Source organism: Microbacterium sp. CFBP 8794, from assembly GCF_014841235.1.
In the GTDB taxonomy this organism is placed as follows: domain Bacteria; phylum Actinomycetota; class Actinomycetes; order Actinomycetales; family Microbacteriaceae; genus Microbacterium.
In genome coordinates, this window is sequence record NZ_JACYTT010000004.1 from 169,332 (window position 1) to 194,650 (window position 25,319).

At 71.2% G+C, this 25,319-nt stretch carries 26 protein-coding genes and 1 tRNA gene; 6 read left to right on the top strand and 21 right to left on the bottom strand.

All coding sequences use genetic code 11. From position 1 onward, the window contains the following. Positions 1-42: 42 nt before the first annotated feature. The 3 genes from IFU19_RS11655 to galU form a co-directional block, all read right to left on the bottom strand. Positions 43-1,098 (bottom strand): large exoprotein, encoded by a 1,056-nt coding sequence (locus tag IFU19_RS11655; protein WP_192013960.1) that lies wholly within the window; start codon positions 1,096-1,098, stop codon positions 43-45. A 100-nt stretch (positions 1,099-1,198) separates the two neighbouring features. Then, positions 1,199-1,822, bottom strand: a complete 624-nt coding sequence (locus IFU19_RS11660; RefSeq protein ID WP_055938123.1) for a GNAT family N-acetyltransferase — start codon at positions 1,820-1,822, stop codon at positions 1,199-1,201. Between the two features lie 14 nt (positions 1,823-1,836). Beyond that, complete coding sequence (gene galU / locus IFU19_RS11665) at positions 1,837-2,727, bottom strand: UTP--glucose-1-phosphate uridylyltransferase GalU (RefSeq protein ID WP_055939342.1); 891 nt, start codon at positions 2,725-2,727, stop codon at positions 1,837-1,839. A gap of 62 nt (positions 2,728-2,789) precedes the next feature. Between galU and IFU19_RS11670 the strand changes: the two genes are divergently transcribed. From IFU19_RS11670 to mscL, 3 genes are read left to right on the top strand one after another with little or no spacing between them, the layout of a single operon-like run. Continuing rightward, positions 2,790-3,386: a 5-formyltetrahydrofolate cyclo-ligase gene (locus IFU19_RS11670; RefSeq protein ID WP_191915655.1), complete on the top strand. Its 597-nt coding sequence runs from the start codon at positions 2,790-2,792 to the stop codon at positions 3,384-3,386. Positions 3,387-3,406: 20 nt separating this feature from the next. Continuing rightward, positions 3,407-3,721: an FmdB family zinc ribbon protein gene (locus tag IFU19_RS11675; protein ID WP_192013962.1), complete on the top strand. Its 315-nt coding sequence runs from the start codon at positions 3,407-3,409 to the stop codon at positions 3,719-3,721. Positions 3,722-3,755: 34 nt separating this feature from the next. Beyond that, entirely contained in the window at positions 3,756-4,178 is a 423-nt protein-coding gene (gene mscL, locus IFU19_RS11680) for a large conductance mechanosensitive channel protein MscL (protein ID WP_192013964.1), read from the top strand. Between the two features lie 90 nt (positions 4,179-4,268). Here mscL and IFU19_RS11685 read toward each other — a convergent pair whose 3' ends face one another. Together IFU19_RS11685 and IFU19_RS11690 are read right to left on the bottom strand one after the other, a co-directional pair. Continuing rightward, positions 4,269-4,589, bottom strand: a complete 321-nt coding sequence (locus IFU19_RS11685) for a hypothetical protein (RefSeq protein WP_192211993.1) — start codon at positions 4,587-4,589, stop codon at positions 4,269-4,271. Between the two features lie 7 nt (positions 4,590-4,596). Beyond that, on the bottom strand, positions 4,597-8,304 hold the full coding sequence (locus IFU19_RS11690) for an AAA family ATPase (RefSeq protein ID WP_192013966.1): 3,708 nt from the start codon (positions 8,302-8,304) through the stop codon (positions 4,597-4,599). A 199-nt stretch (positions 8,305-8,503) separates the two neighbouring features. On the opposite strand from IFU19_RS11690, the gene IFU19_RS11695 reads away from it, so the two are divergent. Further along, entirely contained in the window at positions 8,504-9,037 is a 534-nt protein-coding gene (locus IFU19_RS11695) for a methylated-DNA--[protein]-cysteine S-methyltransferase (protein ID WP_192013968.1), read from the top strand. A 53-nt stretch (positions 9,038-9,090) separates the two neighbouring features. Here the strand turns inward: IFU19_RS11695 and IFU19_RS11700 are convergent, their stop codons facing one another. Together IFU19_RS11700 and IFU19_RS11705 are read right to left on the bottom strand one after the other, a co-directional pair. Next, positions 9,091-10,707 carry a solute symporter family protein gene (locus tag IFU19_RS11700; RefSeq protein ID WP_055838129.1) on the bottom strand — a complete coding sequence of 539 codons (1,617 nt, stop codon included), beginning with the start codon at positions 10,705-10,707 and terminating at the stop codon, positions 9,091-9,093. Then, positions 10,704-11,057: a DUF485 domain-containing protein gene (locus tag IFU19_RS11705; RefSeq protein ID WP_055838132.1), complete on the bottom strand. Its 354-nt coding sequence runs from the start codon at positions 11,055-11,057 to the stop codon at positions 10,704-10,706. Before IFU19_RS11705 ends, IFU19_RS11700 begins: the two co-directional genes overlap by 4 nt. 139 nt (positions 11,058-11,196) lie before the next feature. On the opposite strand from IFU19_RS11705, the gene IFU19_RS11710 reads away from it, so the two are divergent. After that, positions 11,197-12,048, top strand: a complete 852-nt coding sequence (locus IFU19_RS11710; protein ID WP_055838134.1) for a helix-turn-helix transcriptional regulator — start codon at positions 11,197-11,199, stop codon at positions 12,046-12,048. Between the two features lie 112 nt (positions 12,049-12,160). After that, on the top strand, positions 12,161-12,445 hold the full coding sequence (locus IFU19_RS11715; RefSeq protein WP_055838140.1) for a hypothetical protein: 285 nt from the start codon (positions 12,161-12,163) through the stop codon (positions 12,443-12,445). Positions 12,446-12,516: 71 nt separating this feature from the next. Here the strand turns inward: IFU19_RS11715 and IFU19_RS11720 are convergent, their stop codons facing one another. The 14 genes from IFU19_RS11720 to IFU19_RS11785 form a co-directional block, all read right to left on the bottom strand. Then, positions 12,517-13,260 (bottom strand): hypothetical protein, encoded by a 744-nt coding sequence (locus IFU19_RS11720; RefSeq protein ID WP_192013970.1) that lies wholly within the window; start codon positions 13,258-13,260, stop codon positions 12,517-12,519. A gap of 143 nt (positions 13,261-13,403) precedes the next feature. After that, positions 13,404-14,174 (bottom strand): enoyl-CoA hydratase-related protein, encoded by a 771-nt coding sequence (locus IFU19_RS11725; protein ID WP_191915649.1) that lies wholly within the window; start codon positions 14,172-14,174, stop codon positions 13,404-13,406. Positions 14,175-14,184: 10 nt separating this feature from the next. Beyond that, positions 14,185-15,330, bottom strand: coding sequence for a 1,2-phenylacetyl-CoA epoxidase subunit PaaE (paaE, locus tag IFU19_RS11730; RefSeq protein WP_191915648.1), 1,146 nt, complete (start codon positions 15,328-15,330; stop codon positions 14,185-14,187). Beyond that, on the bottom strand, positions 15,330-15,809 hold the full coding sequence (gene paaD / locus IFU19_RS11735) for a 1,2-phenylacetyl-CoA epoxidase subunit PaaD (RefSeq protein WP_055838153.1): 480 nt from the start codon (positions 15,807-15,809) through the stop codon (positions 15,330-15,332). The genes paaE and paaD overlap by 1 nt, the downstream gene beginning before the upstream one ends. Next, the gene (gene paaC / locus IFU19_RS11740) at positions 15,803-16,735 is read right to left on the bottom strand and encodes a 1,2-phenylacetyl-CoA epoxidase subunit PaaC (protein ID WP_342343411.1); all 933 of its coding nucleotides are present in this window, start codon (positions 16,733-16,735) and stop codon (positions 15,803-15,805) included. The genes paaD and paaC overlap by 7 nt, the downstream gene beginning before the upstream one ends. Next, complete coding sequence (paaB, locus tag IFU19_RS11745) at positions 16,732-17,037, bottom strand: 1,2-phenylacetyl-CoA epoxidase subunit PaaB (RefSeq protein WP_055838158.1); 306 nt, start codon at positions 17,035-17,037, stop codon at positions 16,732-16,734. Before paaB ends, paaC begins: the two co-directional genes overlap by 4 nt. Then, positions 17,037-17,996 carry a 1,2-phenylacetyl-CoA epoxidase subunit PaaA gene (gene paaA / locus IFU19_RS11750; RefSeq protein WP_192013972.1) on the bottom strand — a complete coding sequence of 320 codons (960 nt, stop codon included), beginning with the start codon at positions 17,994-17,996 and terminating at the stop codon, positions 17,037-17,039. The genes paaB and paaA overlap by 1 nt, the downstream gene beginning before the upstream one ends. A 164-nt stretch (positions 17,997-18,160) precedes the next feature. Further along, positions 18,161-19,471, bottom strand: coding sequence for a phenylacetate--CoA ligase PaaK (gene paaK, locus IFU19_RS11755; RefSeq protein ID WP_192013974.1), 1,311 nt, complete (start codon positions 19,469-19,471; stop codon positions 18,161-18,163). Then, positions 19,468-19,938 carry a hydroxyphenylacetyl-CoA thioesterase PaaI gene (gene paaI / locus IFU19_RS11760; RefSeq protein ID WP_342343412.1) on the bottom strand — a complete coding sequence of 157 codons (471 nt, stop codon included), beginning with the start codon at positions 19,936-19,938 and terminating at the stop codon, positions 19,468-19,470. The genes paaK and paaI overlap by 4 nt, the downstream gene beginning before the upstream one ends. Next, positions 19,935-22,001: a phenylacetic acid degradation bifunctional protein PaaZ gene (gene paaZ / locus IFU19_RS11765; protein ID WP_192013977.1), complete on the bottom strand. Its 2,067-nt coding sequence runs from the start codon at positions 21,999-22,001 to the stop codon at positions 19,935-19,937. Before paaZ ends, paaI begins: the two co-directional genes overlap by 4 nt. Then, on the bottom strand, positions 21,998-22,864 hold the full coding sequence (locus IFU19_RS11770) for a 3-hydroxyacyl-CoA dehydrogenase family protein (protein ID WP_055938161.1): 867 nt from the start codon (positions 22,862-22,864) through the stop codon (positions 21,998-22,000). Before IFU19_RS11770 ends, paaZ begins: the two co-directional genes overlap by 4 nt. Continuing rightward, entirely contained in the window at positions 22,861-23,670 is an 810-nt protein-coding gene (locus tag IFU19_RS11775) for an enoyl-CoA hydratase/isomerase family protein (protein WP_249405446.1), read from the bottom strand. Before IFU19_RS11775 ends, IFU19_RS11770 begins: the two co-directional genes overlap by 4 nt. Then, the gene (locus IFU19_RS11780; RefSeq protein ID WP_192013979.1) at positions 23,663-24,853 is read right to left on the bottom strand and encodes a thiolase family protein; all 1,191 of its coding nucleotides are present in this window, start codon (positions 24,851-24,853) and stop codon (positions 23,663-23,665) included. The genes IFU19_RS11775 and IFU19_RS11780 overlap by 8 nt, the downstream gene beginning before the upstream one ends. A 381-nt stretch (positions 24,854-25,234) precedes the next feature. Beyond that, a tRNA-Arg gene (locus tag IFU19_RS11785) sits at positions 25,235-25,310 on the bottom strand. Positions 25,311-25,319 lie beyond the last annotated feature (9 nt).

Genomic DNA, 25,319 nt, shown 5'->3' on the forward strand with positions numbered 1-25,319 from the left:
CTCGGGCATACCGCCGGCTCTCCCTTACGGGGAGGGGTGGGCTCAGGCGCCGACCGCGCGCCGCTCGAGCAGCTGACGCACGTGGTCCTCGATCTCGCTGTCGTCGACGTAGCCCATCGACGCGTAGGGCGAAGCCGGAGCCGCGGCGGCCGCGGGGCGTGCCGTCTCGATCGGGGTGGGCGCCTGCTGCGCGGCGATCTCGCGAGCGGCTTCTTCGCGAGCGGCGGAGCGCAGCGCCTCGCGGGCGATCTGCTCGTCGACGACCGCGGCGGCGCGAGAACCGGCCGAGGCGACCAGCGGGCGCGGAAGCTCGCGCGGGGTCCAGGTGGGACGCGGTTCGGGAACGAGGGCGACGTCTTGCACCACGGCCGCGACGCGCGGGGCGGCGACCTCGAGGGGACGCATACCGGTGCGCGCGGCGACGACCGACACGCGACGCAGAAGGACGAGAGAGGCGAGCACCACCGCGGCGCCGGCGACGAGAAGCACGGGAACGGCGCCCGCGACGACCTGGATCGCCCCGACACCCGACGCGATCGCGCCGAGCAGGGCGACCATCGTCACCGAGAGACGGAAGCGACGGCGCGCACGGGCGCGACGGAATTCGGGGCGCGCGACGGCCGCGGCGCGCTCGGCGTTCGCCCGCTCGACCGCGGCGGGGCGTTCGGCGCGCGTGGTCTCGAGGGCCGCGGCGCGCTCGGCGCGGGCGACCTCGACGGCCGCGGCGCGTTCGGCGCGGGCCAGCTCGACGGCGGCGGCGCGCTGCTCTTTCACGACGTCGAGATCGCGGGCGTTCTCGAGGCGCGCCACCTCGAGGCGGGCTTTCGCGGCGGCCAGCTCGGTCTGCGCCTTGTGCGCCTGCACCTGACGAGCGAGCTTCTGCTGCTGGTGGGCGGTACGGGTGGTGAGCTCGAGGCGCACCTCACGCGGGGTCTCAGCCGTCTCGGCGAGAACCCGGAGCGCCTGATTCAGGCGCACCGCATTACGTTCGACGGCGGTGAAACGATGCCGGCTCTGCCATGAGGGCAAGAGATACACCAACCAGAGCGCGACGGCAACGAAGACGATCACGCCGCCGCTCAGTACCTGCCCACCCATGGCTCAACGGTAGGTCACCGAGAGATCACACCTCGGCATCCTCCCGCGTGTCGCGCCGAGAGTTTCGCCGATCAGGCGCACAAAGAGCGAACGGACCCGGTCACAGCCGATCGGCCGGCGGAATGCGCGCCGCATCGGGCGGCACCTGACCGCGCGTCCACCGGTCGAGCACGCCGTGCGGCACCTCTTCACGCACGAGCGCGAAGGCGTAGTGGTCGCGCCAGTCGCCGTCGATATGGATGTACCGGCGGCGGAGTCCCTCGTATCGGAAGCCCAGCTTCTCGACCACGCGCAGACTCGCGTGATTCTCGGGGCGGATGCAGATCTCGACGCGGTGCAGATTGAGCTCGGTGAAACACACGTCGGTGGCCATGGCCACGCTCACGGTGGTGATGTTGCGCCCCGCGTACTCCTCGGCGACCCAGTACCCGATCGTCGCCGAGGCGAGCGACCCACGCGACACCCCCCACACGTTCAGCTGCCCGGCGACCTCGTCGTCCCACGCCATCACGAAGGGGACGCCGAGGCCGTCACGGTACTGCTGCAGAAGACGACGGATGCCGAGGCGCATGTCGAACGAGACCGGCCCGTCGGGGCTGGTCGCCTCCCACCGGCGCAACCACGAGCGGTTGTCGATCAGCTGCTGCTGGAGGACCCGCGCATCACGGTTGCGGATGAGACGGATCGAGACCTCGTCGTGCCGTCTCGGAACCGACAGATCCATGGCTTCTCGCCGGGTCAGAGACCCGCTGCGAACTCCTTGAACCAGGGGCGCAGGGCCGGGCCGAGGTCGTCGCGGTCGGCGGCGAGCTGCACGATGGCCTTGATGTAGTCGACGCGGTCGCCGGTGTCGTAACGGCGGCCACGGAAGACGACGCCGTACACGCCGCCGCCGTCACCGCCACCGGTGGCGAGCTCCTCGAGCGCGTCGGTCAGCTGGATCTCGCCGCCCTTGCCGGGCTCGGTGTGCTCGAGGATGCCGAACACGTCGGGGCCGAGCACGTAGCGACCGATGATCGCGAGGTTCGAGGGGGCGTCCTCGGCCTTGGGCTTCTCGACGAGCTGGGTGACCTTGACCACGCCCTCGTCGTCGGTGGCCTCGACGGCGGCGACGCCGTAGAGGTGGATGTGCTCGGGGTCGACCTCCATCAGGGCGATGATGGTGGCGTTGCGCTTGTCGTACTCCTGCATCATCGTGGTGAGCAGGGGGTCGCGCTCGTCGATGAGGTCGTCGCCCAGCAGGACGGCGAAGGGGTGGTCCCCCACGTGGGCGCGCGCACGCAGCACGGCGTGGCCGAGGCCCTTCGGCTCACCCTGGCGCACCATGTGCACGTCGGCGAGGTCGGAGGAGTGCTCGACCTTGGCGAGCTTGTCGCTGTCGCCCTTCTCGCGCAGCTTGGCCTCGAGCTCGGGCATCGAGTCGAAGTGGTTGGCGATGTTGTTCTTGTTGCGGCCGATGATGATGAGGACATCGTCGATCCCGGCCGCGGTGGCCTCTTCGACGACGTACTGAATGGCCGGTTTGTCGACGACCGGAAGCATCTCCTTCGGCATCGCCTTGGTGGCGGGGAGGAAGCGCGTACCGAGTCCAGCGGCCGGAATCACGGCCTTGAAGGGCTTATGAGGCATGGGCATACCCTACCGGGGTCTGCGGACACCGCCGGTAGGACGCTCGCACGTAGACTGACCGCATGCCGGATCGCATCGAGCAGGCCAAGCGCGCACTGCGCGCCGACCTGCGCGAACGCCGCCAGGGCATCTCCGCTCACGCACGCGAAGAGGCCGAGGCCGGGATCACCCGTCAGCTCGACGAGCTCGTGGCCCGCCTCGGCGCGCGCAGCATCTCGTGCTTCCTGTCGACGCCCACCGAACCCGGCACCCACGCCTTCGTCGCCGGCGCCGTGGCGCGCGGCATCCGGGTGCTCCTTCCCCTCACACGCGAAGACGGTCTGCTCGATTGGACCATCGCCACACCCGACGCCGAGATCGCCGAGGGCCTGTTCGGTCTTCCCGAACCCGTCGGCGAGGTTCTGGGTCCCATCGCCGTCAACGACGTCGACCTGCTCATCATCCCGGCCGCCGCGGTCGACGCGCACGGAATGCGCCTGGGATGGGGGCGCGGATACTTCGACAAGACCCTCGGTTCGATGGAGAAGTGCCCGCCGGTCTACGCGGTCATCTTCGACTCCGAACTCATCGACGACGTACCGCGCGACGTGCACGACCAGCCCGTCACGGGCGTGGTCACCCCCACGCGCACGCTGCCGCTCGCCGCACACACCGCCTGATCACCCGAAGGAACAGCACGATGCCCACCTACGCCTACGCCTGCAAGCAGTGCGGTCACCGTTTCGAGACCGTGCAGTCCTTCTCGGATGCCGCCCTCACCGAATGCCCCGAGTGCGGCGGCGAGGTGCGCAAGCAGTACGGCTCCATCGGCGTCACCTTCAACGGCTCGGGCTTCTACCGCACCGACTCCCGCAACTCGTCATCGAGCAGCTCGTCGTCGAGCGGCTCGTCGTCCAGTGGATCGTCGTCCGGCGCAAGCGCTGGCGGCACGTCGAGTTCTTCGACATCATCGAAGGCGCAATCGAAGCCGTCCGCCCCGTCCTCGGCATCCTGAATCCGAGTCGGCGCGGCCAGAGGGGAACCAGCGCATGATCAAGGGATTCAAGGAGTTCATTCTCCGCGGAAACGTCATCGACCTCGCCGTCGCCGTCGTCATCGGTGCGGCCTTCACGGCGGTCGTCAACGCGATCGTCGCGTCGCTCATCAATCCGCTGGTCCAGGTGTTCTACCAGCCGAACGACAACGGCGAGTTCGGACCGTCGATCACGGGCATCTACGGCCAGCAGGTGGTGTTCCCCCTCGGCGGCCTGCTGACGGCGATCATCAGCTTCCTCGCCGTGGCACTGGTGGTGTACTTCGTCTTCGTCTACCCCATGAACCACTGGAAGGCCCGCGCCGCGGCGCGCGCCGGTGCGGCCGACGCGGCCTCGGACGAGCCCAAGCTGCCCACCGAGCAGGAGCTGCTCGTTCAGATCCGCGACCTGCTGGAGCGCCAGAACAGCACGCGGTGACCGCAACTCTGCGATAGCCGCGCACCGCGCCGTGAGACCCCACCGAGGGACTTCCGGCGCGGTGCGCGTCTCGGCAGGGGCCGGGCCCATTCAGTAGTGCGGGGGAACGTCGCGCAGCATGCGCTCGTCGTTGGGACCGGATGCCACGGGCCCGGCCGACGCGCCCCGCGCGGGGTCGTCGGCGGGCGTGGGTTCTGCGGTCGTTCCGGGTGCCGGCATGAGCCGGGCGCGGCGCGACCCGCGCACGCGCACCACGGGCTGCCGAACGGCGTGCGGGGTGGGCGTCCCGGACGCGGGAGCGACGTCGACGGCGACCGGTTCCACCGACCCGTCCGCGGTCTCGATCGATGCCGACGAGTCGTCCGATCCGACGAGGGGGCCAGGCCCGGCGGCATCCGGGGTCGTACTCATCGCCGGCTCAACCGGGAAGATCGAGTGGCTCGGTGGTCGTGTCGGGTGCGGCGGCGTCTGCGGGGGCGGCCCCCAGCAGCTCGGCGATGCGCGACGCCACACCGGCGGGGTCGCTGTACAGGTCGAACGCGTGCACGCGCACGTAATGCCAGCCCAGGCGTCGCAGGATCTGCGGGCGCAGACGCAGTGTCTCGCGCAGGGACTCCCCGATCGTCTCGGGATCGCTCTCGGCGACGACGGCCTTGCCCTGATATCGCGCCACGAGCGGCAGGAGTCCGTGGTAGTCGACGTCGACCTCGACACCGAAGCGGCGGAGTTCGCGCGCGAGGGCCCGCGTGAGCGGGTCGGCGAGGTCTTCGAGCCGGCTCTCGCGACCACGCGCCGCGAGGTTGCCGAGAATGCCCATGAGCGTCGCCGCCCCGTGCTCGAGGCGTCCGTCATCGAACGACGACGGGCGGATCGACGACACGATCACCATTGAACGCCGCGCGCGCGTCATGCCGACCGTGAGCAGACGCTCGCCGTCGGGGGTCGACAGGTCGCCGAAATCGCTCAGCACGCGACCGTGACGGGTCAGGCCGAAGCCCAGCGAGAAGATCACGCGGTCGCGACTCTCGGCCACCGACTCTTCGAGGGTCAGCACCGAGAAGGGCTCTGCGGCGTCGCGCGAGACGAACTCGGCGACGTCGGAGCGACCGGCCAGAGCGGCCACCACCGACGCGCGCACGCGCTCGGCGTGCGTGCGGCTGGCCGTGACGACCATGAGCGACTCGGACGCGCGGTTGACGGCGTGCTCGACCACGAGGGTCACCACGCGGGCGACCTCGGCATCGGGGCTCTCGACGGCACCACTGATGGGGTCGGGGGCGCCGACACCGCCCTCGACGTAGTCGACGCTGAGGCTTCCGCGGCCGAGATACGAACCGGCCCAGGGCAGCGACACGATCTCGCCGCCGTAGAACGCGTCGTTCACCAACTGCGAGAGGTCTTCGCCGCCCGCGCGGTAGCTGCGCGTGAGGGTCTCGACGGGGAAGAGCTCGGCGATGCGCTCGAAGATCGAGATCTCATCGAACGGCACCTCGTCGGCCTCCTCGGTGGCGGGAGCCACCGACGCGCTGACGCGGAACGGCGTGGGCTTCTGCACCACGGGGTCGCCGAAGAGCACGACCTGGCGCGCCCGGCGCAGGGCCGGCGTGGCCTCGGTGAGGCAGAGTGCGGCGGCATCCGCCACGATCACGACGTCGAACGCGAGGTCCCACGGCACGTCGGGCACCTCGTACGGCGACGCCAGCCACACCGGCGCGAGCGTGCGCAGCAGGGTGGGAGCGGCATCCGAGATCTCTTGAGCGGTGTGCAGACCGTCTTTCAGCGAACGCTTCAGCGCGGCGGCCTCGTCGGCGTGATCGACGATGCCGATGCGCCACTGCGTGGCGAGCTGGGCGGCCAGGAGCGGACCGGCGGCGGCGGCGTGCGCCTCGTCGACCAGGCGGAAGTCGCGCTCGAGGCGGTCGACGACGCTCGTATTCGCCCCCAGCAGCGCGCGATCGGTACGCAGGAGGTGCTCGAGCGCCGACTGCCACCAGGCGAATTCGAGTTCGGCGCCCACGCGCTCCTCGGGAACATGGCGCACCGACAGCTCGACGAGCAGCTGCTCCAGGCCCAGACGGGCCAGCTCGGAGCGCAGCTGTGCGCGCTCGACGAGGTTGTCGAAGAAGGTGGACTCGGCCGCGAGGCCCGCCAGCGTCCGCACGAGACGCTGCACCGGCAGGGTCGCGAGGCGGTCGGAACCTTGACGGCCGAGGATCTGGTCGAGCTCGCCGAGCAGAGCGTCGGTGCGCTGCCAGGCGACGTGCACGTCGGCCAGGCCCAGCGGCACCTCGGGGGTGACGCCCGCTTCGACGACGCGCTGCCACTCGGTGCGCTGCTGCTGGATGCGCACGAGCGCCTCGTACATGTCGGTGACGTGCACCCCGGGGCGCACGTACTCCTTCGACAGGCGCTTGAGCCGACGGCGGTTCGGTCCGCTCATGGCCGAGGCGTCACGGCGCGGCGAGTGCGCGTCGATGAGCTCGCCGAGGGGGCGCTCGAACACGCTGGGGCTGAAGCGGTCGAGCGACTCGCGGATGCCGTGCAGCAGCTTGAGGTAGGCGCCGAGCTCGGAGACCGTCTGGAACGGCCGCATGCGCGTCTGGGCGATGAGTTCGTAGCCGCGCTCCAGCAGACGGGGAACGTCCTGCGCGTGGAGCTTGCCGGCCAGCTCGTGCGCGGCGCGCGCGTCTTCGGTACGCGTGAAACTCACGCCGTACCAGGGCGAATCGTCGGGACCGAAGCGGAACTCACCCAGGCGGGCGGCCATCGCGAGGGCACGCGCGGCGGCGTCGCGACGACCGGCGAGACGCTCGAGCGTCGTGAGGTCGAAACGCGCCTCGGTCGAGGGCGCCGGGGACTGGGATGCCAGCGAGGTGAGCGCGCGCAGCACATCGAGCGCCGAGACGCCCAGCGCCAGGTGCGGCTCGGTCACGGCCGAGCGGTAGTCGCGCAGCACCGTGCGAAGGCGCACGAGGGCGTCGTCGATCTCGGCGACCTTGGGCTGCTCGGCCTTCTCGTTGCGACCGATCGCGCGGATGAGATCGCGGCGTACGTGGTGGGGTGAGACGGCGAGACCGGCCAGGCCGACACCGGCGAGGCGGTGACGGATGCCGTCGAGGGTCGAGCGCCGAGCGCTCACCACGAGCACGCGCTTGTTGTCGTGCACGAGCTGCCCGATGGCGTTGATGACGGTCTGCGTGCCGCCGGTGCCCGGCAGCGTGTGCACCGCGAGCGAGTGCCCCGCGGCGATGCGCGCGAGCACGCGCTCCTGCTCGGCGTCGGCGTCGAGCAGCAGGGTGTCGGCCGCGGGGGTGCGCTCGTCGGGGCTGACGATCACCGGCTCGTCGCGGCGGACGGTGACGCGGGCCCGGTCGTCGGGGTGACCGGCGAGCGCGTTCAGCAGGGTGTCGTCGAGCTGCTGCGTGTCGCGCACCATGCCCGAGCTGACATCGGCGAACGACGAGATCACCAGGCGCGGGTGGACGACGAAGGTGGGCACGTGCGTGGTGAGCCGGCGGATGTGGTCGATGACCGGCTGCGGCTTGAACACGCCCTGGTCGTACGCGAGCCCGGCGAGGGCCGCGCTGTCGATCTGGATGCCGAGGTGCGTGCGGAAGGCGCGCGCGAGCTCGGGGTTCATCACGAAGGCGCCGTGGAGCTTGAGCTCGAAGTCGCCGTGGTGACGACGGATGGCGAGCGGACGCAGCAGCACGGGGGCCGACCACTCCACTCCCCCGATCTTCCAGGCGGCGAGACCGACGGCCAGGTGGACGGGCTCGAGGCCGCGGGCGGTGCGCAGCTCGACGTTCTTGGCGGTGATGCGCTCCGCGGCCATGCGGGCGGTGCGCAGCGCCACCTCGTCGCGGAAGAGGTTCGAGAGCATGGTGGCGCGCCCGGTGATGAACTGCGGGAGCGAACCGGGGTGCGCCTTGGTGATGTCGATGCCCGCGTCGAGCGCGTCGTCGAAGCGCAGCAGAGTCGAACGCCCACCCAGGGCGGCAGCTTCCGCGCGGATGCGATCGCGTTCCGGGTCGGCGACGTGCCGCACCACGATCCCGGGCTCCGACAGCCGCAGCTCCGCCGGGTCGACGGTCGCTGCCGGACCGTCTTCGTCGGCACCGATCACGGTACCCTCCTCAGCTCGCCACACACCTGCCAGACTAAGCCGGGCATCCGAGGATCTCCTGTAGTGGGGCCGAGTTTCGCCGTAATCGGCGACACGCCGCACCACCGGCGGTTCCTCCCCAGGTGGCGACGTGGCGGCGGCGTCCACCATTCGCGGGAACGCCGCTGCACCGCCACCTCCGCCTCGTGAAGATGGGCGCATGAACACAGTCACCAGCACCGAGTACGACGGTCCGATCGGTCCCGTCCTCCTGACGTTCGTCGACGACGCCCTCGTGCGACTCGACGTGGCGCACGGCGGCATCGAGCGGGCCCGAGCCGACATCTCCCAGAGACTGGGCGTGGTGCCCGACCCCGATCCCGGCCCCGGCGCCGACCTCGTCGCTCAACTCGACGAGTACTTCGACGGGCGCCGTCGGGAGTTCGACGTCGACCTCGACTGGCGTTTCGTGCGCGGCTTCACGCGGGCCGCGCTCGAGGCGACGCGCGAGATCCCCTACGGCGAGGTCGCCGCCTACGGCGAGGTGGCGATGATGGCCGGCGTCGCCCGCGCCGCGCGTGCGGTGGGTACCGCCTGCGCGGCGAGCCCGTTCTCGATCGTGGTCCCGGTGCATCGCGTGGTGCGCGCCGACGGCTCGATCGGCGAGTACGGCGGTCACCCCGAGGTGAAGCAATACCTGCTCTCGCTCGAGAGCGCGGCGGTGGCCTCGGAGTCGTTGAGCGAACCCGTCTGACGACGGACGCGACGACGCCCGGCCCGCCGGAGCGGAACCGGGCGTCGAAGCGGTCAGTGGTCGGAGGCCTTCTCGGCCCCGAAACCGGTGAGCGAACGCACCTCCATCTCGGCGGCCTTGCCTCGATCCTCGGCCGTGCGCGAAGTGACCGAGCCGAGCCACCCCAGGAAGAACCCGAGCGGGATCGAGACGACACCCGGGTTGTTCAGCGGCCAGATCGCCACCCCGGTGTTCGCGAACACGCTGGTGGGCCCACCCCAGAACACCGGCGAGAGGAAGATCAACAGCAGAGCCGATGCCAGACCGCCGTACATGCTCCACACGGCGCCGCGCGTGGTGAAGCGACGCCAGAAGAGCGAGAACAGGATCGTGGGCAGGTTGGCCGAGGCGGCGACGGCGAAAGCGAGCGCCACCAGGAACGCCACGTTCTGCCCCTGCACGCCGATGCCGCCGACGATCGCCAGCACGCCGATGACGATCACCGTGCGCCGGGCCACCTTGACCTCGCCGTCGGGCGGCACGTCGCCCTTCTTCACGACGTTGGCGTAGATGTCGTGCGCGAACGAGGCCGCCGCGGTGATCGTGAGACCGGCCACGACCGCGAGGATGGTCGCGAACGCCACCGCCGAGATGAAGCCCAGCAGCAGCGGTCCGCCCAGCGCCAGAGCGAGCAGCGGTGCCGCAGCGTTCACGCCGCCGGGAGCGGCGAGGATCGCCTCGGAGCCCACGAGCGCGCCCGCGCCGTACCCCAGGACCAGCGTGAGGAGGTAGAACATCCCGATCAGCCAGATGGCCCACACCACCGAACGACGCGCCTCTTTGGCGGTCGGCACGGTGTAGAAGCGCATGAGCACGTGCGGAAGCCCCGCGGTGCCCAGCACGAGGGCGAGGGCGAGCGAGATGAAGTCCCACGGGTTCGCGCCGTACTGCAGGCCGGGTCCGAGGATCGCCTCCCCCTTGGGCGAGGCGGCCACCGCGCTTTCGAGCAGGGTGTTCAGGCTGAAGCCGTTGATCGCGAGTACCCAGATCGTCATGACCAGCGCCCCGCCGATGAGCAGGAACGCCTTCACGATCTGCACCCACGTGGTGCCCTTCATGCCGCCGATGAGCACGTAGACGATCATGAGCAGGCCGACGACCGCGACGACGATCGACTGCCCGACGCGCTCGGTGATGCCGAGCAGCAGCGAGACCAGACCACCGGCGCCCGCCATCTGGGCCAGCAGGTAGAAGAAGCAGACCGCGAGGGTGGTGAGGGCCGCGGCCATGCGGACGGGGCGCTCCTTGAGGCGGAACGACAGCACGTCGGCCATCGTGAACTTGCCGGTGTTGCGCATGAGCTCGGCCACCAGCAGCAGCGCGACCAACCACGCGACGAGGAAGCCGATCGAGTAGAGGAAGCCGTCGTAGCCGTTGATGGCGATCGCGCCCACGATGCCGAGGAACGACGCCGCCGACAGGTAGTCGCCGGCGATGGCGAAGCCGTTCTGCGGGCCGGTGAACGAGCGGCCGGCCGCGTAGTAGTCGGCCGCGGTCTTGCTGTTGCGGCTGGCCCGGATGACGATGAACAGCGTCACGGCGACGAACGCGCCGAAGATCGAGATGTTCAGGACCGGGTTGTTCTCCACGGTGTCGACCGCGGCGGTGACGGTGGCGACGACGTCGTTCACGACTCCCCCCGTTCCGTGCGCTCGAGCTCAGCGCGCAGGGCCTCGGCGCGCGGGTCGAGCCGACGGTTGGCGTAGGCGACGTAGCCCATCGTGATGGCGAACGTCGTGACGAACTGTCCCAGCCCGAGCACGAGTCCGACCGTGATCGCCCCCGACACCGGCTGCGCCATGAACGCCGGAGCGAACGACGACAGCAGGACGTAGGCGAAGTACCAGACGAGGAACGCCACCGCGAGAGGGAACACGAAGCGGCGTTGACGCCTCTTCAGGTCCTGGAACGGTGCCGATTCTTCGACCGCGATGTAGTCGACTCCGCCCCCGGGGGCAGGGTCGATCCTTCTGTCCGTCATGTGGCCTCCTTGCCTCATGGGACCGGCGCAGCGTTGCGCCGATGGGGGATACGACCGGGGTCGTGGAAACGCTCCCGGTGATACTGTCGACGCTACGAAACGCGGCGACGAAGCCGTCACCCCCGGAAGTAGGTAGTGCGTGAAAGCACCGTCCCCTCTTCGAGACGATGCGACGCTCGTGTCGCATGCCGTGGCCGAACTCGCCCGGCGCACCCACTTCCCCGTCGCCTTCGGCGGGCTCGAGCACGACGGCGCCGTGCACGTCTCGACCATCGTCGGAGCCCGCACGCGCAGCATCGAGGGCCTCGTGGTCCACGCGTCCCGCGGCCTCGGCGGACGCGCCCTCGTCGAGCGTCGGCCACGCATGACCCTCGACTACCGCACGTCGCGGACGATCACGCACGACTACGACCGCGCCATCCTCGGCGAGGGCATCGCCACCCTGTTCGCCGTCCCCGTGCTGGTCGGCGGCACCGCGCGCGGGGTGCTCTACTGCGGATCATGGGCCCAGTCGCAGGTCGGCGAGGTCGAGGCGCGGCCCGCGTTCGACGTCGCCGGCGAGCTCGGAACCGAACTGCGCGTGCGCGCCGAGGTCGAACGTCGCCTCGCCACCTCCCCCGCCTCCGAGAGCGGCCTCAGCACGGGCGCGCGCGAAGAGATCCGCGAGAGCTACGCGCAACTGCGGAGCATCGCGGCGACCGTCGGCGACGATGACGTGCGCCGGCGCCTCGAAGACCTCGAGGCACGCTTGGCCGCCCTGACCGGCGACGCTCCCGCGAGATGCGAAGACCCCGACGTGCATCTCTCGCCCCGCGAGATCGACGTGCTCGCGTGCGCGGCCGTGGGCTCGACGAACAGCGAGATCGCCGCCTCTCTGCAGCTCCGCGAGACCACCGTGAAGTCGTACCTCGCCTCGGCGATGTCGAAGCTCGACGCCTCGACGCGCCACGCCGCCGTCACCCGCGCGCGGCGCGCGGGGCTGCTCCCCTGACCCCCGGCGGCCCGGTGGGAATTGCCTGGAAATGACTTCGCCAGGTTGAGGACGCCGTCGATTCTCGGCATCGTGGCTGGCTCCTGTCGTCGACAAAGAAGGAGAGTCACCCATGCTGACACTCACCGATGAGGCCACGACCGCCGTCAAGACCATCACCGCCCAGTTCCCGGACGCGCCGCAGGGTGGCGTCCGCATCGAGGGCGCGGGATCCCCCGAGTCGCAGTTCGCGCTGTCGGTGGTCGACGCCCCCGAAGCGAACGACGCCGTGGTCGAGAACGCCGGAGCGCGCGTCTTCCTCGACGCCGACGCCGCAGCCGTCCTCGACGACCGCGTGCTCGACGCGCAGATCGACCCGCAGGGCTCGGTGCAGTTCGCGGTGACCACCGCCGCCTGACGTCCTGCCCCGCGATCGATGCCCCGGCCGCGTGCCGGGGCATCGTCGTGTGCGCGCGGGCGCGGCCGGAATCAGCCCCGGAAGACCACGACCTCATCGGTCTGCTCGTCGTATACGAACTGCAGCGCCGTGTCCGCCGGGTACTCGGTGCGCTCCCGCTCGGGTGCGTCGTCGAAGAGGCGGATGGTGGTCGCCGCGGGGAACGTGCCGGCGGCGCAGGCCTGGGGAACGTACTGGCCGTCGTACGAGAACGCCCCGCCCCCTTCGACCGTGAGCAGGTCGGGCTGGTACACCGTGATGCAGGCCACGCCGCGGCCGTCGGTGCGAGCCGGGTCGGCGACGACGACGCGGAAGCCCTGGAACTCGGTGTACGCCACGGTCCCCCCGGGGGCTCCCGCCGTGAAGAAGTCCGGCGTGACGTACGACGGGTCAGGGCTCAGGCGGGCCACCTGGACGGCATCGGCCTGCAGGGGGTGCGTCTGCACCCGCTGCACCAGCACGAGCGCCACCACCGCCACGACGATCACGAGGGCGCTGACGATCGCCAGGAGAATCGTCGACCGACTCGGGCGCGACCACGTGATCCGGCGGGCGCCCGACGAGTCGGCGTCGGACGGCGCCGCCTCGGCGACGTCGTCGGTCGAGGCGCCCCCGCCCTCATCGGTCTCGGCAGAGGAAGTGTCGGCGGGTTCGGCGGCGCGCCGCTCGAGCTCCGCGAGCCGCGCGAGCGCCACCGGGTCGGAGGCGATGTCCGCCGTCGGCGAGTACGCGCGGCGGCGCAGGCGGGCGAGTTCGTCGTCTTCATCGGTCGACATGAGCCGATTCAATCAATCCCGGCGTGCAGCGACGTGCTGCGCATCGCGTCCGGCCGAGAAACGCACCGCGATCACCGCTCCCCCTCACGGTGCGTCGCCCAGCGATAGCCCCTCGCACGGTGACCTCGTCGGTCGCCGTCGGATCAGTGGCCGACGAATTCCGGCGCACGCTTCTCTCGGAACGCCGCGAAACCCTCGCGATAATCGTCCGTTCGAGCGAGGGAGGCCTGCGCGCGGTTCTCGAGCGCCAGGGCCTCCCACAGTCCCCGTCGCTCATCGCGGATCGCGGTCACGATCCGCTTGCTGGCGAGGAACGCCGCCGTCGGCCCCCTCGCCGCGCGACGGGCGGCGAGGGCGACGGCATCCTGGATCTCGGATGCCGGGACCACCCGCGAGAAGAGTCCCGCGCGCACGGCCTCATCGCCGGTCAGCAGGCGGCCCGTGTAGATGAGGTCGAGCGTGGCGTGGGTGCCGAGACGCTCGACGAAGAGCGCGTGGCCCCCCGAGTCGAGGGTCGCGCCCAGGGCGGCGAAAGGAGAGCCGATCTTGGCGTCGTCGGCGACGAACACGACATCGGTCGCGATGAGCAGGCCCAGGCCCACGCCGAGGCACGCCCCGTGGGCGGCGGCGAACGTGGGCGCCGGGAAAGACGCCATGCGCTGCAGCAGCGGTGCGAGCGTGTCGTCGAGGTACCCCGCCACGTCGTCGGTCGCCGGGTCGACGCCGGCGATGTCGCGGCCGGCGCAGAACGCGGGGCCCTCCCCGCGCAGCAGCACGGCGCGCGCACCGTCGGCCTCGGCGCGGTCGTAGGCCGCGGCGAGCGCACGCAGGTCGTCGATGCCGAGCGCGTTGCGTCGCGACGGCGCGTTCAGGGTGATGGTGGTCACACCATCGGCGAAGACGTCGTCGATCACGGCATCCCTCTCATCCGTCGTAGTCGACGCGCACGGTGTCGGACGTCGGGTGCGACTGGCACGTCAGCACGTACCCGCGCTCGATCTCGTCGGGTTCGAGCGCGTAGTTCTCGGTCATCGACACGGCTCCCTCGACCACCCGCGCACGGCACGTGCCGCAGACGCCCCCCGCGCAGGCGAAGGGCACGTCGGGGCGCACGCGCAGGGCTGCCGCGAGGATCGTCTCGTTCGCCGAGACCGGACTGTCGACGTGGGCGGACTGCCCGTCGAGCGTGAAATCGATCGAGCGCACCGGCTCGTCGGCGCGGACGCGCACGGGGCGCGCTCCCCCGGTCTGCGCCGGGGCGTCGCCGTCACCCGCGGTGAACAGCTCGAAGCGCACGCGCTCGCGCAGCACTCCCACCTCGGCGAGGGTCTCGCGGCAGAGTTCCACGAGCGCGAAGGGTCCGCAGAGGAACCACTCGTCGACGGCGGCGGGGTCGATGAGCCGCGACAGGATGAGGCGCAGGCGCTCTTCGTCGATGCGCCCCGAGAAGACCGGAGCGGCACGCTGCTCGCGCGAGAGCACGTGGTGCAGCGTGAGGCGGGCCGGGTAGCGGTCTTTCAGGTCGGCCAGCTCGTCGACGAACATGACGTCGGTCGAGGAGCGGTTGGCATAGACGATCGTCATGCGGGCGTCGGCGGAGCGCTCGAGCACATCGGCGGCGAGCGCCATGATCGGCGTGATGCCGGAGCCGGCGGCGATCGCGACGACGTGGCCCGTGGCGACGGAGGCCTTCGAGACGAACGTGCCCTGCGGGCTCATCACCTCGACCTCATCTCCCGGGCGCAGCCCCTCGTGCGCCCAGCTCGAGAAGCGGCCGTCGGGGTCGCGCTTGATGCCCACGCTGACGGCGCCCCGGGTCGGCGGACGGCACAGCGAGTACGAGCGACGCAGTTCCTCTCCCTCGACCGTGGCGCGCAGGGCCACGTACTGCCCGGGCGCGTAGTCGAAGGCATCGACGAGATCGTCGGGGACGGCGAAGGTCACCTCGATCGCAGTGGGGGTGAGGGGCCGCACATCGGCGACACGCAGCGTGTGGAACCGGGCGCGCGCACGGGGACCCGTTGCCGGCCCGCGCGTCGCGGCCGGGGTCGTGGCATCCGTCATCGTCATCAGAGCGCCTTGAAGTGGTCGAAGGGTTCGAGGCAGGCGCGGCACTCCCAGAGCGCTTTGCACGAGGTGGAGCCGAATCGCGAGAGTTCGCGGGTGTCGAGCGAGCCGCACTGCGGGCACGCCACGCTCAGTCGCAGGCGGATGGGACCCGCGGGCGCCCTCCCCGACGGCGGGGCGATGCCGTAGGCGGTGAGCTTGCGTCGGCCCTCGTCGCTCATCCAGTCGGTCGTCCACGCGGGGCTCAGCGTCGTCTTCACGATCGTGCGGTCGAAACCGGCCGAGGTGAGCGCGAGCACGATGTCGTCGCGGATCGCGTCGACCGCGGGGCATCCCGAGTAGGTGGGGGTGATCGTCACGGTGACCGTGTCGCCGTCGACCCGCACGTCTCGGAGCACGCCGAGGTCGTCGATGGTGAGCACGGGCACCTCGGGGTCGACGACGGCGGCGGCCACGGCGCGGGCGTGCTCGACGCTCACCACGTCGCTCCCGGGTGCCTGCGGGCGAGCACCTGCATCTCGGCGATCAGCGGTCCGAAGGCGGGGTGATGGATGCCACGGCGCCCACCCGCCGACGAACCCGGAACCGCGGGGACGGGCACGTCTTCGTCGGCGAGCACGGTGGCGAGCACCGCGTCGACACGGCCCCGCAGACTCGAGGGACGCACGGCGACACCGGCGAGCCGGTCGTGCAGCGGCTCGTCGCGGAACAGCTCGTCGAGGTACGGCCAGGTGTCGTCGAGGGCGACCAGGAACCGCCGCCGCGACTCCTCGGTTCCGCCGGCGAGTCGCAGCATCCACTGCACGGCGTGATCGCGGTGGTAGTCGACTTCTTTCTCGGCCTTGGCGGCGACGGCGGCGAGCACCGGATCGGTGGATGCCGTGAGGTCGCGGTACAGCTCGAGAAGGTACGTCGACGCGAGCAGTTGCCGGGCGATCGTGTGCGCGAAGTCGCCGTTCGGCAGCTCGAACAGCCACATCGAGCGGAACTCCGCCTCGTCGCGCCCGTAGGCGAGATCGTCTTCGCTGCGGCCGTCGTAGCTGCCGGCGTAGCGCAGCAGGGAGCGCGCGTGACCGAGCAGGTCGAGGGCGATGTTGCCGAGCGCGACATCTTCTTCGATCTCGGGGGCGCGCGCGATCCAGCCGCAGAGGTTCTGCGCGAGGATCAGGGCGTCGTCGGCGAGACCGAGCGCGTAGGCGGCGACGTCGGGGTCGGTGGCGCGGTCGTCTCCGCCGGCCAGTTCGGCGGCGAGCTCGCGGGCATCGAGCGAGACGTCGCCGTGCGGGTCATCGCCGTGCGGGTCAGCGCCGTGCGGGTCAACGCCGTGCGGGCCGTCGCCGTGTCCCGCGTCGGTGACGTCGATGAACTCATCCGCCGATGCCCGCGACCCATCCGTCGTCGTCCTCACAGGTGCGGCACCCCCTCGGACGCGGTGTAGTACACCGCGTGCCGGTAGTTCTTGCCCGCCGGCGACTCGAAGAACGCGCCCTTGGCTCCCGGATCGCTCGTGGTCACGGCATCCGAGGGCACGACCCAGACCGACACGCCCTCACCGCGACGCGTGTAGAGGTCGCGGGCGTTGCGGACGGCGAGTTCGGCGTCGGGCGCATGCAGCGAGCCCACGTGCACGTGGCTGAGGCCGCGGTTGGCGCGCACGAAGACCTCCCACAGGGGCCAGGTCTCGGCGGGGCTCCCCCCGGGAGTCGCCATCAGGCGGCCGCCTTCGCGCTCTTCTTCGCGGCGTACGCGGCGGCGGCTTCGCGCACCCACGCGCCCTCGTCGTGCGCGTCGCGACGGTGCTGACGCCGCGTGGTGTTCAGGGGGCCCCGGCCGGCGAGCACCTCGTGGAACTCGCTCCAGTCGATCTCACCCATGTCGTACTGGCCCGTCTCGTCGTTGAAGCGCAGGTCGGGGTCGGGCAGGGTCACCCCGAGTACCGCCGCCTGCGGGACGAGCATCGACACGAACCGCTGACGCAGCACGTCGTTGCTGAAGCGCTTGATGTTCCACGCCGTCGATTGCGCCGAGTTGGGCGAGTCGTCGTCGGGGGGACCGAACATCATCAGGCTCGGCCAGTACCAGCGGTTCACGGCATCCTGCGCCATCTCTCGCTGCGCGTCGGTGCCCTGCATGAGCGTGAGGAGGATCTCGAATCCCTGGCGCTGGTGGAACGACTCCTCTTTGCAGATGCGCACCATCGCGCGACCGTAGGGTCCGTACGAGGCGCGGCACAGCGGCACCTGGTTGCAGATCGCGGCGCCGTCGACGAGCCAGCCGATGGCGCCCATGTCGGCCCACGTCGGGGTCGGGTAGTTGAAGATCGACGAGTACCGCGCCTTGCCGTCGACGAGCTGCTGCGTCATCTCGTCGCGGGTGATGCCGAGGGTCTGCGCCGCCGAGTAGAGGTAGAGGCCGTGTCCGGCTTCGTCCTGCACCTTGGCCAGCAGGATCGCCTTGCGCTTCAAGCTCGGCGCCCGCGTGATCCACGCTCCCTCGGGCTGCATGCCGATGATCTCGGAGTGCGCGTGCTGCGAGATCTGACGGATCAGCGTGCGGCGGTAACCCTCCGGCATCCAGTCGCGGGGCTCGATGCGTCCGTCGGCCTCGATGAGGGCGTCGAACATCGCCTCGCCGTCGAGTGCGGCGTCCGTCGTGAGTGCTGTCGTCATCGTCGACTCCCTTTACAGACCGATCGTTCAGTAAAAGTGTAACCGGGGGCGGGTCGCCCCGCAACGGGCGTCCTCCTCCGTCTTGACGGCGCCGAGGAACGCCCGACCGGCGCGAGCCCACGATGGTCCGCGGTCTCGACGTCGGCCCGGCGCCCGGGCGCCCGTCACCGCAGGTCGTACACCCGCTTGTACTTGCCCTCGCTGCGCGGCAGGACACCCGGCTCCTCGACGTTCACGTCGACGCTCGTGCCGATGAGCACCTTGATCCGCTGCTGCAGCACGACACCGGCGGCCTCGCAGACCTCTCGCTGCAGGGCGGGGTGCCGTTCGATGCGGACGGTCATGGCATCCATTCGTCCTTCGCGACGCAGTTCGAGCACGAAGTGCGGGGTGAGCGTCTCGATCCCCATCACGATCTCCTCGATCTGGGTCGGGAAGAGATTCACCCCGCGCAGGATGATCATGTCGTCGTTGCGCCCGGTGATCTTCTCGATGCGCCGCATCGACGGGAACGCCGTGCCCGGCTTCAGGCGGGTGAGGTCGCGGGTGCGGTAGCGGATGACCGGGAACGCCTCTTTGGTGAGCGAGGTGAACACCAGTTCGCCCAGTTCTCCGTCGGCCACCGGGGCGCCGCTCTCGCCGTCGATCGTCTCGGGCAGGAAGTGGTCCTCCCACACGTGGGGGCCGTCTTTGGTGAGCGCGCTCTCGCTGGCCACCCCCGGGCCCATCACCTCACTAAGTCCGTAGATGTCGACGGCGACGACGTCGAGGCGCCGCTCGATCTCCCGGCGCATCTCGTTGGTCCAGGGCTCGGCGCCGAGCACGGCGACGCGCAGCGACGTGGACCGCGGGTCGACGCCGGCCGACTCCAGCGCGTCGGCGATGGTGAGCAGGTAGCTCGGCGTGCAGAGGATCGCATCGGGCGCGAAATCCTGAATGAGCTGCGCCTGGCGCGCGGTCTGCCCACCCGACATCGGGATGACGGTCGCCCCGAGCCGCTCGATTCCCGCGTGGGCCCCCAGCCCTCCGGTGAACAGGCCGTACCCGTAGGCGTTGTGCACGCGATCGCCCGCGCGGATGCCCGCGGCGCTCAGCGAGCGCGCGACGAGATCGGCCCAGCGATCCAGGTCACCCGCGGTGTAGCCCACCACGGTGGGGCGCCCGGTCGTGCCCGACGAGGCGTGGATGCGACGGACCTCGGCCATCGGCACGGCGAACATGCCGAAGGGGTAGGTCTCGCGCAGGTCGGCCTTGGTCGTGAACGGCAACAGCCGAATGTCGTCGAGGGTACGGATGTCGTCGGGGCGCACGCCCGCGGCGTCGAATTTGCGGCGGTACATCTCGACGTTGTCGTAGGCGTGCCGCACGGTCCACTGCAGGCGCTCGAGCTGCAGCGCGCGCAGGCTCTCGAGCGGGATGCCGGTGGGATCGACGGATGCCAGGAAGTCGGGGCGCGAGGGAACGGTCATGGTCATCGGGACACCTCCGTGGTGGAGAGCGCGGCGTCGCGCTCGGGGTCGGGTGTGGCGGCGGGTCGGGAGTCGGCCGGCGGACGCCGATCCGTCGTGATGCTGCGCCCGCGCACCTCGGCGACGAGGTCGCCGGTCTCGTCGGTCACCCGGATGTCGTACAGGCCCGTCCGCCCGCTCCGGGCGCGGCGGGCGGCGGTCGCCGTCAGCGTCTGCCCCGCGGTCGTGGACTTCAGGAACGTGATGTCGGCGCCGCCGGCGACGGTCACTCGCTCGTCTTCGTTGCACGCGATCGCGAACGCCGTGTCGGCGAGGGTGAAGACGAGCCCGCCGTGGGTGATGGCGAAACCGTTGAGCATGTCGTCGCGCACGGTCATCGACACGCGGGACTCCCCCGGCGCGTCGTGCTCGACGACCATGCCGAGCATCGCCGACGCCTGATCGCGCTGCATCATCGGTCGGAGCGCGCTCACACCAGCACCTCGGCGGGCTGCCACGTCTTCGCCACGAGCGTCAGCACGTCGTACTGCGCGACGATCTCGTCATCCTGGTTGTGGATGACGGCATCCCACCGCACCTCGCCGTACTCGTCGGTCTCGCGCGGGGTGATCTGCTTCGCCGTCAGAGCGACGCGGATGCGGTCGCCGGGTGAGACGGGGGTGACGAAGCGCAGGTTCTCGAGGCCCGAGTTCGCCAGCACCGGACCCGGTGCGGGATCGACGAACAACCCGGCCGCCCACGACACGAGCAGGTAGCCGTGCGCGACGCGTCCCGGGAAGAAGGGGTTCGCCGCGGCGGATTCCTCGTCCATGTGCGCGTAGAACGTGTCGCCGGTGAAGTTGGCGAACACCTCGATGTCGTCGAGGGTGACTTCCCGCTCGGCCGACTCCACGGCATCGCCGATCCGCAGGTCGGAGAGGGGCTTGCGGAACGGATGCCGCCCCGCGGTGTCGGTCTCGGCTCCCGGATGCCACACCCCCGTCAACGCGGTCAGCATGCGCGGCGAGCCCTGGATCGCGGTGCGCTGCATCGAATGCAGGACCGAGCGGATGCCGCCGAGCTCCTCGCCGCCACCGGCGCGGCCGGGTCCGCCGTGCACGAGGTGCGGCACGGGGGCGCCGTGACCGGTGGAGGTGCGGGCGTCGTCGCGGTCGAGGAAGAGCACGCGGCCGTTCATCGCGCCCATGCGCGTGAGCAGCTCGGTGGCGACACCGGGGTCGTGGGTCGCGACGCTCGTCACGAGCGAGCCGCCGCCCCGGCCGACGATGGTCGCCGCCTCCGCGACGTCGGTGTACTCGACGATGCTCGCGACCGGTCCGAAGGCCTCGATGTCGTTGACGGCCGGGGTCGTGGCATCGGCGAAGGCCAGGAGCATGGGCTCGAGGAAGGCGCCGTCGGCCGGGCTCGCGCCGTCGGCCACGCACGCGTCGGGGGCCTCCGCCGACCCGACGACGAAACGCCCGCCCGCGTCCTGCAGCACGGCGACCTGCCGCAGCACCTCGTCGCGCTGCTCGCGCGAGACGAGCGGTCCCATGGTCACGCCCTCGACGCGCGGGTCGCCGACGACGACGCGTTGGGCGATCTTCTCGCGCAGCGCCGCGGCCACGGCATCCGTGGTCCCCGCCGGCACGATCGCGCGGCGGATCGCGGTGCACTTCTGCCCCGCCTTGGTGGTGAGCTCGACCAGCAGCTGCTTCACGTACGCGTCGAACTCGGGGGTACCGGGCACGGCGTCGGGGCCGAGGATCGAGGCGTTGATCGAATCGGTCTCGCTCGTGAAGCGCACGCCGGTCTTCGCCTGGGCGCGCAGGCGCTCGGCGGTGGAGGCGCTGCCGGTGAAACCGACGGTGTCGCCGAGGTCGAGCAGGTCGAAGAGGCCGGGAACGCTGCCGCTGACCAGCTGCAGCGAGCCCTCGGGGAGCAGGCCGGTCTCGACGACCATGCGCACCCAGGCCTCGGCGATGTACGCCGTGGGCGTCGCGGGCTTGACGATCGTGGGGAGGCCGGCGAGGAACGCGGGGGCGAACTTCTCGAGCGATCCCCACATCGGGAAGTTGAAGGCGTTGATCTGCACCGCGACGCCGGGGAGACGCGTGTACACGTGGCGCCCGAGGAACGATCCGTCCTTCGACAACGGTTCGACCGGCCCGTCGAGCACGACCGTTCCGGCGGGCAGCTCACGGCGGGCCTTCGACGAGAAGGTGAACAGCACGCCGATGCCGCCGTCGATGTCGCTCAGCGAGTCGCGGCGGGTCGACCCCGAGCGCATCGACAGCGCGTACAGCTCTTCGCGGCGCTCGTTCAGCGCGATCGCGAGGTTCTTCAGCACCATCGCGCGCTGGTGGAAGGTGAGGGCGCCGAGGCTCCGCTGGCCCTCCCGGCGCGCGAAGGCGACGGCGCCCGCGAGGTCGAGACCCTTCGTGCTGACGCGGACGACCTCGTCGCCCGTCGACGCGTCGCGGACGACGGCGGCGTCGGGATCCTCGACGGGCGTCCACCAGGCGCCCTTCACGTAGCTCGGGAGAAACGTCATCATTCGCTCCATTCGTAGAATCCGCGGCCGGTCTTGCGGCCCAGGTGCCCCGCGTCGACGAGCTTCTTCAGCAGCGCCGGCGGGGTGAAGCGCGCGCCGAAGGCGCGCTCCAGTTCTTCGGCGATGCCGAGGCGCACGTCGAGTCCGACGATGTCGGTCGTGCGGAGGGGGCCCATCGGATGCCGGTACCCCAGCTCCATGGCCGTGTCGATGTCGTGGGCCGAGGCGACGCCCTCCTCGAGCATCCGGATCGCCTCGAGGCCGAGGGCGACGCCGAGGCGGCTCGACGCGAACCCGGGCGTATCGCGGACGACCACCGCGGTCTTGCCGATCGCGGCGATCCACACCCTCGCGGCCTCGACCACCTCGGGGTCGGTCGCAGCCCCCGTCACCACCTCGACGAGCGCCGAGGCGGGCACCGGGTTGAAGAAGTGCAGCCCGACGAAGCGCGCGGGGCGTGCGAGCGACGCGGCGAGCGCGTCGATCGAGATGGACGAGGTGTTGGATGCCACGACCGCACGATCCGACACGACCGCCTCGAGGCGGGTCAGGGCGTCGATCTTCAGCGCGCGGTCCTCGGGGACGGCCTCGACGACGAGGCCGGCGTCGGCGAACGCGGCGGGGTCGGTCCCGGTGGTGAGGGCCGTGGCATCCGGCGTCTCGATGCCCCGCACGGCCGAGCGCTGCAGGGCCGTCTCGACGCGTTCGCGTGCGGCATCGGCCGCGTCGGCGTCGCGCTCGACGACGTGCACGCGGGAACCGGCGAGCAGGAACGCGTGGGCGATGCCGGCGCCCATCCGGCCCCCGCCGAGCACGCCGATGGTCGAGGGCAGCGAGGCCGCGGGGGCCGAATCGGGAAGGGTCATCTCTTCTTCCTCTCGAGGAACGCGGTCATGCGGGCGCGCTTGTCGTCGCTGTCGAACAGCTCGGCCTGCAGTTCTCCGTCGATCGCGGGGTGCTCGGCGCGGGGGGCGAGCAGCGCGCGCTTGGTCAGCACGGTCGCCCGCACGGAGTTCGCGGCGATGCGGTCGACGATCGCGTGGGCGGCGCCCCGCAGGTCGCCGGGCTCGTGGATGCTCGACAGCAGGCCCCACGCGAGCGCCTCGTCGGCGTCGATCACCCGCGCGGTGAGCAGCAGTTCGCTGGCGCGCGCGTGGCCGACGATCTCGGGCAGGCGCCAGGCGGCGCCGGCGGCGGCGATGATGCCGAGGCCGGGCTCGGGGTTGCCGAAGCGCACGCGGGGTGTGCCGATGCGGATGTCGGCCGCGTAGGCGAGCTCCGCTCCCCCGCCGAGGGCGAAGCCGTCGACGGCCGCGACGACGGGCATCGGCAGGTGGCGGATGCGGTCGAACACCGTGGCGTTGATGCCGCGGCGGGCGTCGTCGCCGGTGCGCTCGCGCAACTGCGCGATGTCGGCCCCCGCGGCGAAGATCCCGCCGGCGCCGGTGAGGATCAGCGTGCGCGGTCGCTGCTCGAGCTCGGCGCACAGCGCGTGCAGCTCGTCGACCATGGCCTGATCGATCGCGTTGCGGCGATCGGGGCGGTCGAGGGTCGCGACGACGCGGTCGTCGAAGGCGTCGACGCGCAGGCGGGAGGCCTGACTCGCTGTTACGTCGACGACCTCGGGGGTCTGGCTCGCGCCGGCGGCGGGCCCGCGCGTCGGCTCAGCCATCGACCCGCTCCACGATCATCGCGGTCCCCTGTCCGACTCCGACGCACATGGTCGCGAGCCCGTACCGGGCGTTCTCGCGCTCGAGGCGTCCGAGCAGCGTCACGAGCAGGCGGCTGCCGCTCGATCCGAGCGGATGACCGAGGGCGATCGCACCGCCGTCGGCATTGACGATCTCGGGGTCGAGTCCCAGCCGTCGCATGCACGCCAGCGACTGCGACGCGAACGCCTCGTTGAGTTCGACCGCGCCGAGGTCGGATGCCGAGAGCCCCGCCTTCGCGAGGGCCTTCTCGGTCGCGGGCACGGGACCGAGGCCCATGATCTCGGGCGCGAGAGCGGCCGACGCGTGCGAGACGAGGCGCGCGCGGGGTCGCAGTCCGTAGCGTTCGACCGCTCTGGCACTGGCGACGACGACGGCCGAGGCCCCGTCGTTGAGCGAGCTGGAGTTGCCCGCCGTGACGACCTCACCGCCCTGGACCACCGGGCGGAGTCGGGCCAGCGCCTCGAGCGAGGTGTCACGGCGCGGGCCCTCGTCGGCGTCGACCACCCCTCGGCCCGTGTCCACCGCGACGATCTCGCTCGCGAAGCGCCCGGCATCCTGAGCCGCCACGGCCCGCTCGTGGCTCCGCAGGGCGAAGGCGTCGGCGTCGGCGCGGGTGATCGCGTCGACGCGGGCGACCTCCTCGGCCGTCTCGGGCATCGAGAAGGTGGCTTTGTCGCGCGCGGCGAGGCGCGGGTTGGTGAAGCGCCAGCCGATCGAGGTGTCGAAGGCGGCGCCGGGCTTCGCCCACGCGCGCTCGGGCTTGGCCTGCACCCAAGGCGCGCGGGTCATCGACTCCACGCCGCCGGCGACCACGATGTCGGCATCGCCCGACCGCACCGCCTGCGAAGCGAGGGCGATGGCGCTCATCCCCGACGCGCAGAGTCGGTTCACGGTGAGGCCGGGGATGGCATCCGGCAGTCCCGCGAGCAGCACGGCCAAGCGGGCGACGTTGCGGTTGTCTTCGCCGGCCTGGTTCGCGGCCCCGAGGATGACCTCGTCGATCGCGTCGACGGGCACGCCCGCGCGCGTCACGGCTTCGGCCACGACTAGGGCGGCCAGATCATCGGGACGAACGGATGCCAGAGCCCCGCCGTACCGCCCGACCGGGGTGCGCGCACCGCCGATGAGAAACGCCTCCGACATCGCCATCCTCTCCCCCGCCGACGTTGGCGAGGTCGTTCATCCTCGACTTCGAGGTTTTCCGACCGATCGTTCAGTAATCATGTCACGGTGGGGGTGCGAGTGGCAACGGGCGTGCGCGGGCGGGGGTTTCACGCGGGCGGGATCTCACGCGCGCAGGGCCTCACGCGCGCGGGATTGCGCGCTCGCGCCGAACACCCACGTCCCCTCGGAGCCTCAGCGTGAACGCGTGAACCCGCGACGTCTGTGCGCGCGGCGAACACCCGCCGACTGCCGGCCCGGAGCGGGCGCCTCAGCCGGAACGCGCGACCCCGTGGAGCGTGTGCGCGGGATCGCAGCCGGCCATGCCGACCGTTCGATGTGCCGACAGCCGCGATCAGGAAGTGGTGCCCCCGACAGGATTCGAACCTGCGACGCCCGCGTTAGGAGTGCGGCGCTCTATCCCCTGAGCTACGAAGGCGGGATGGAT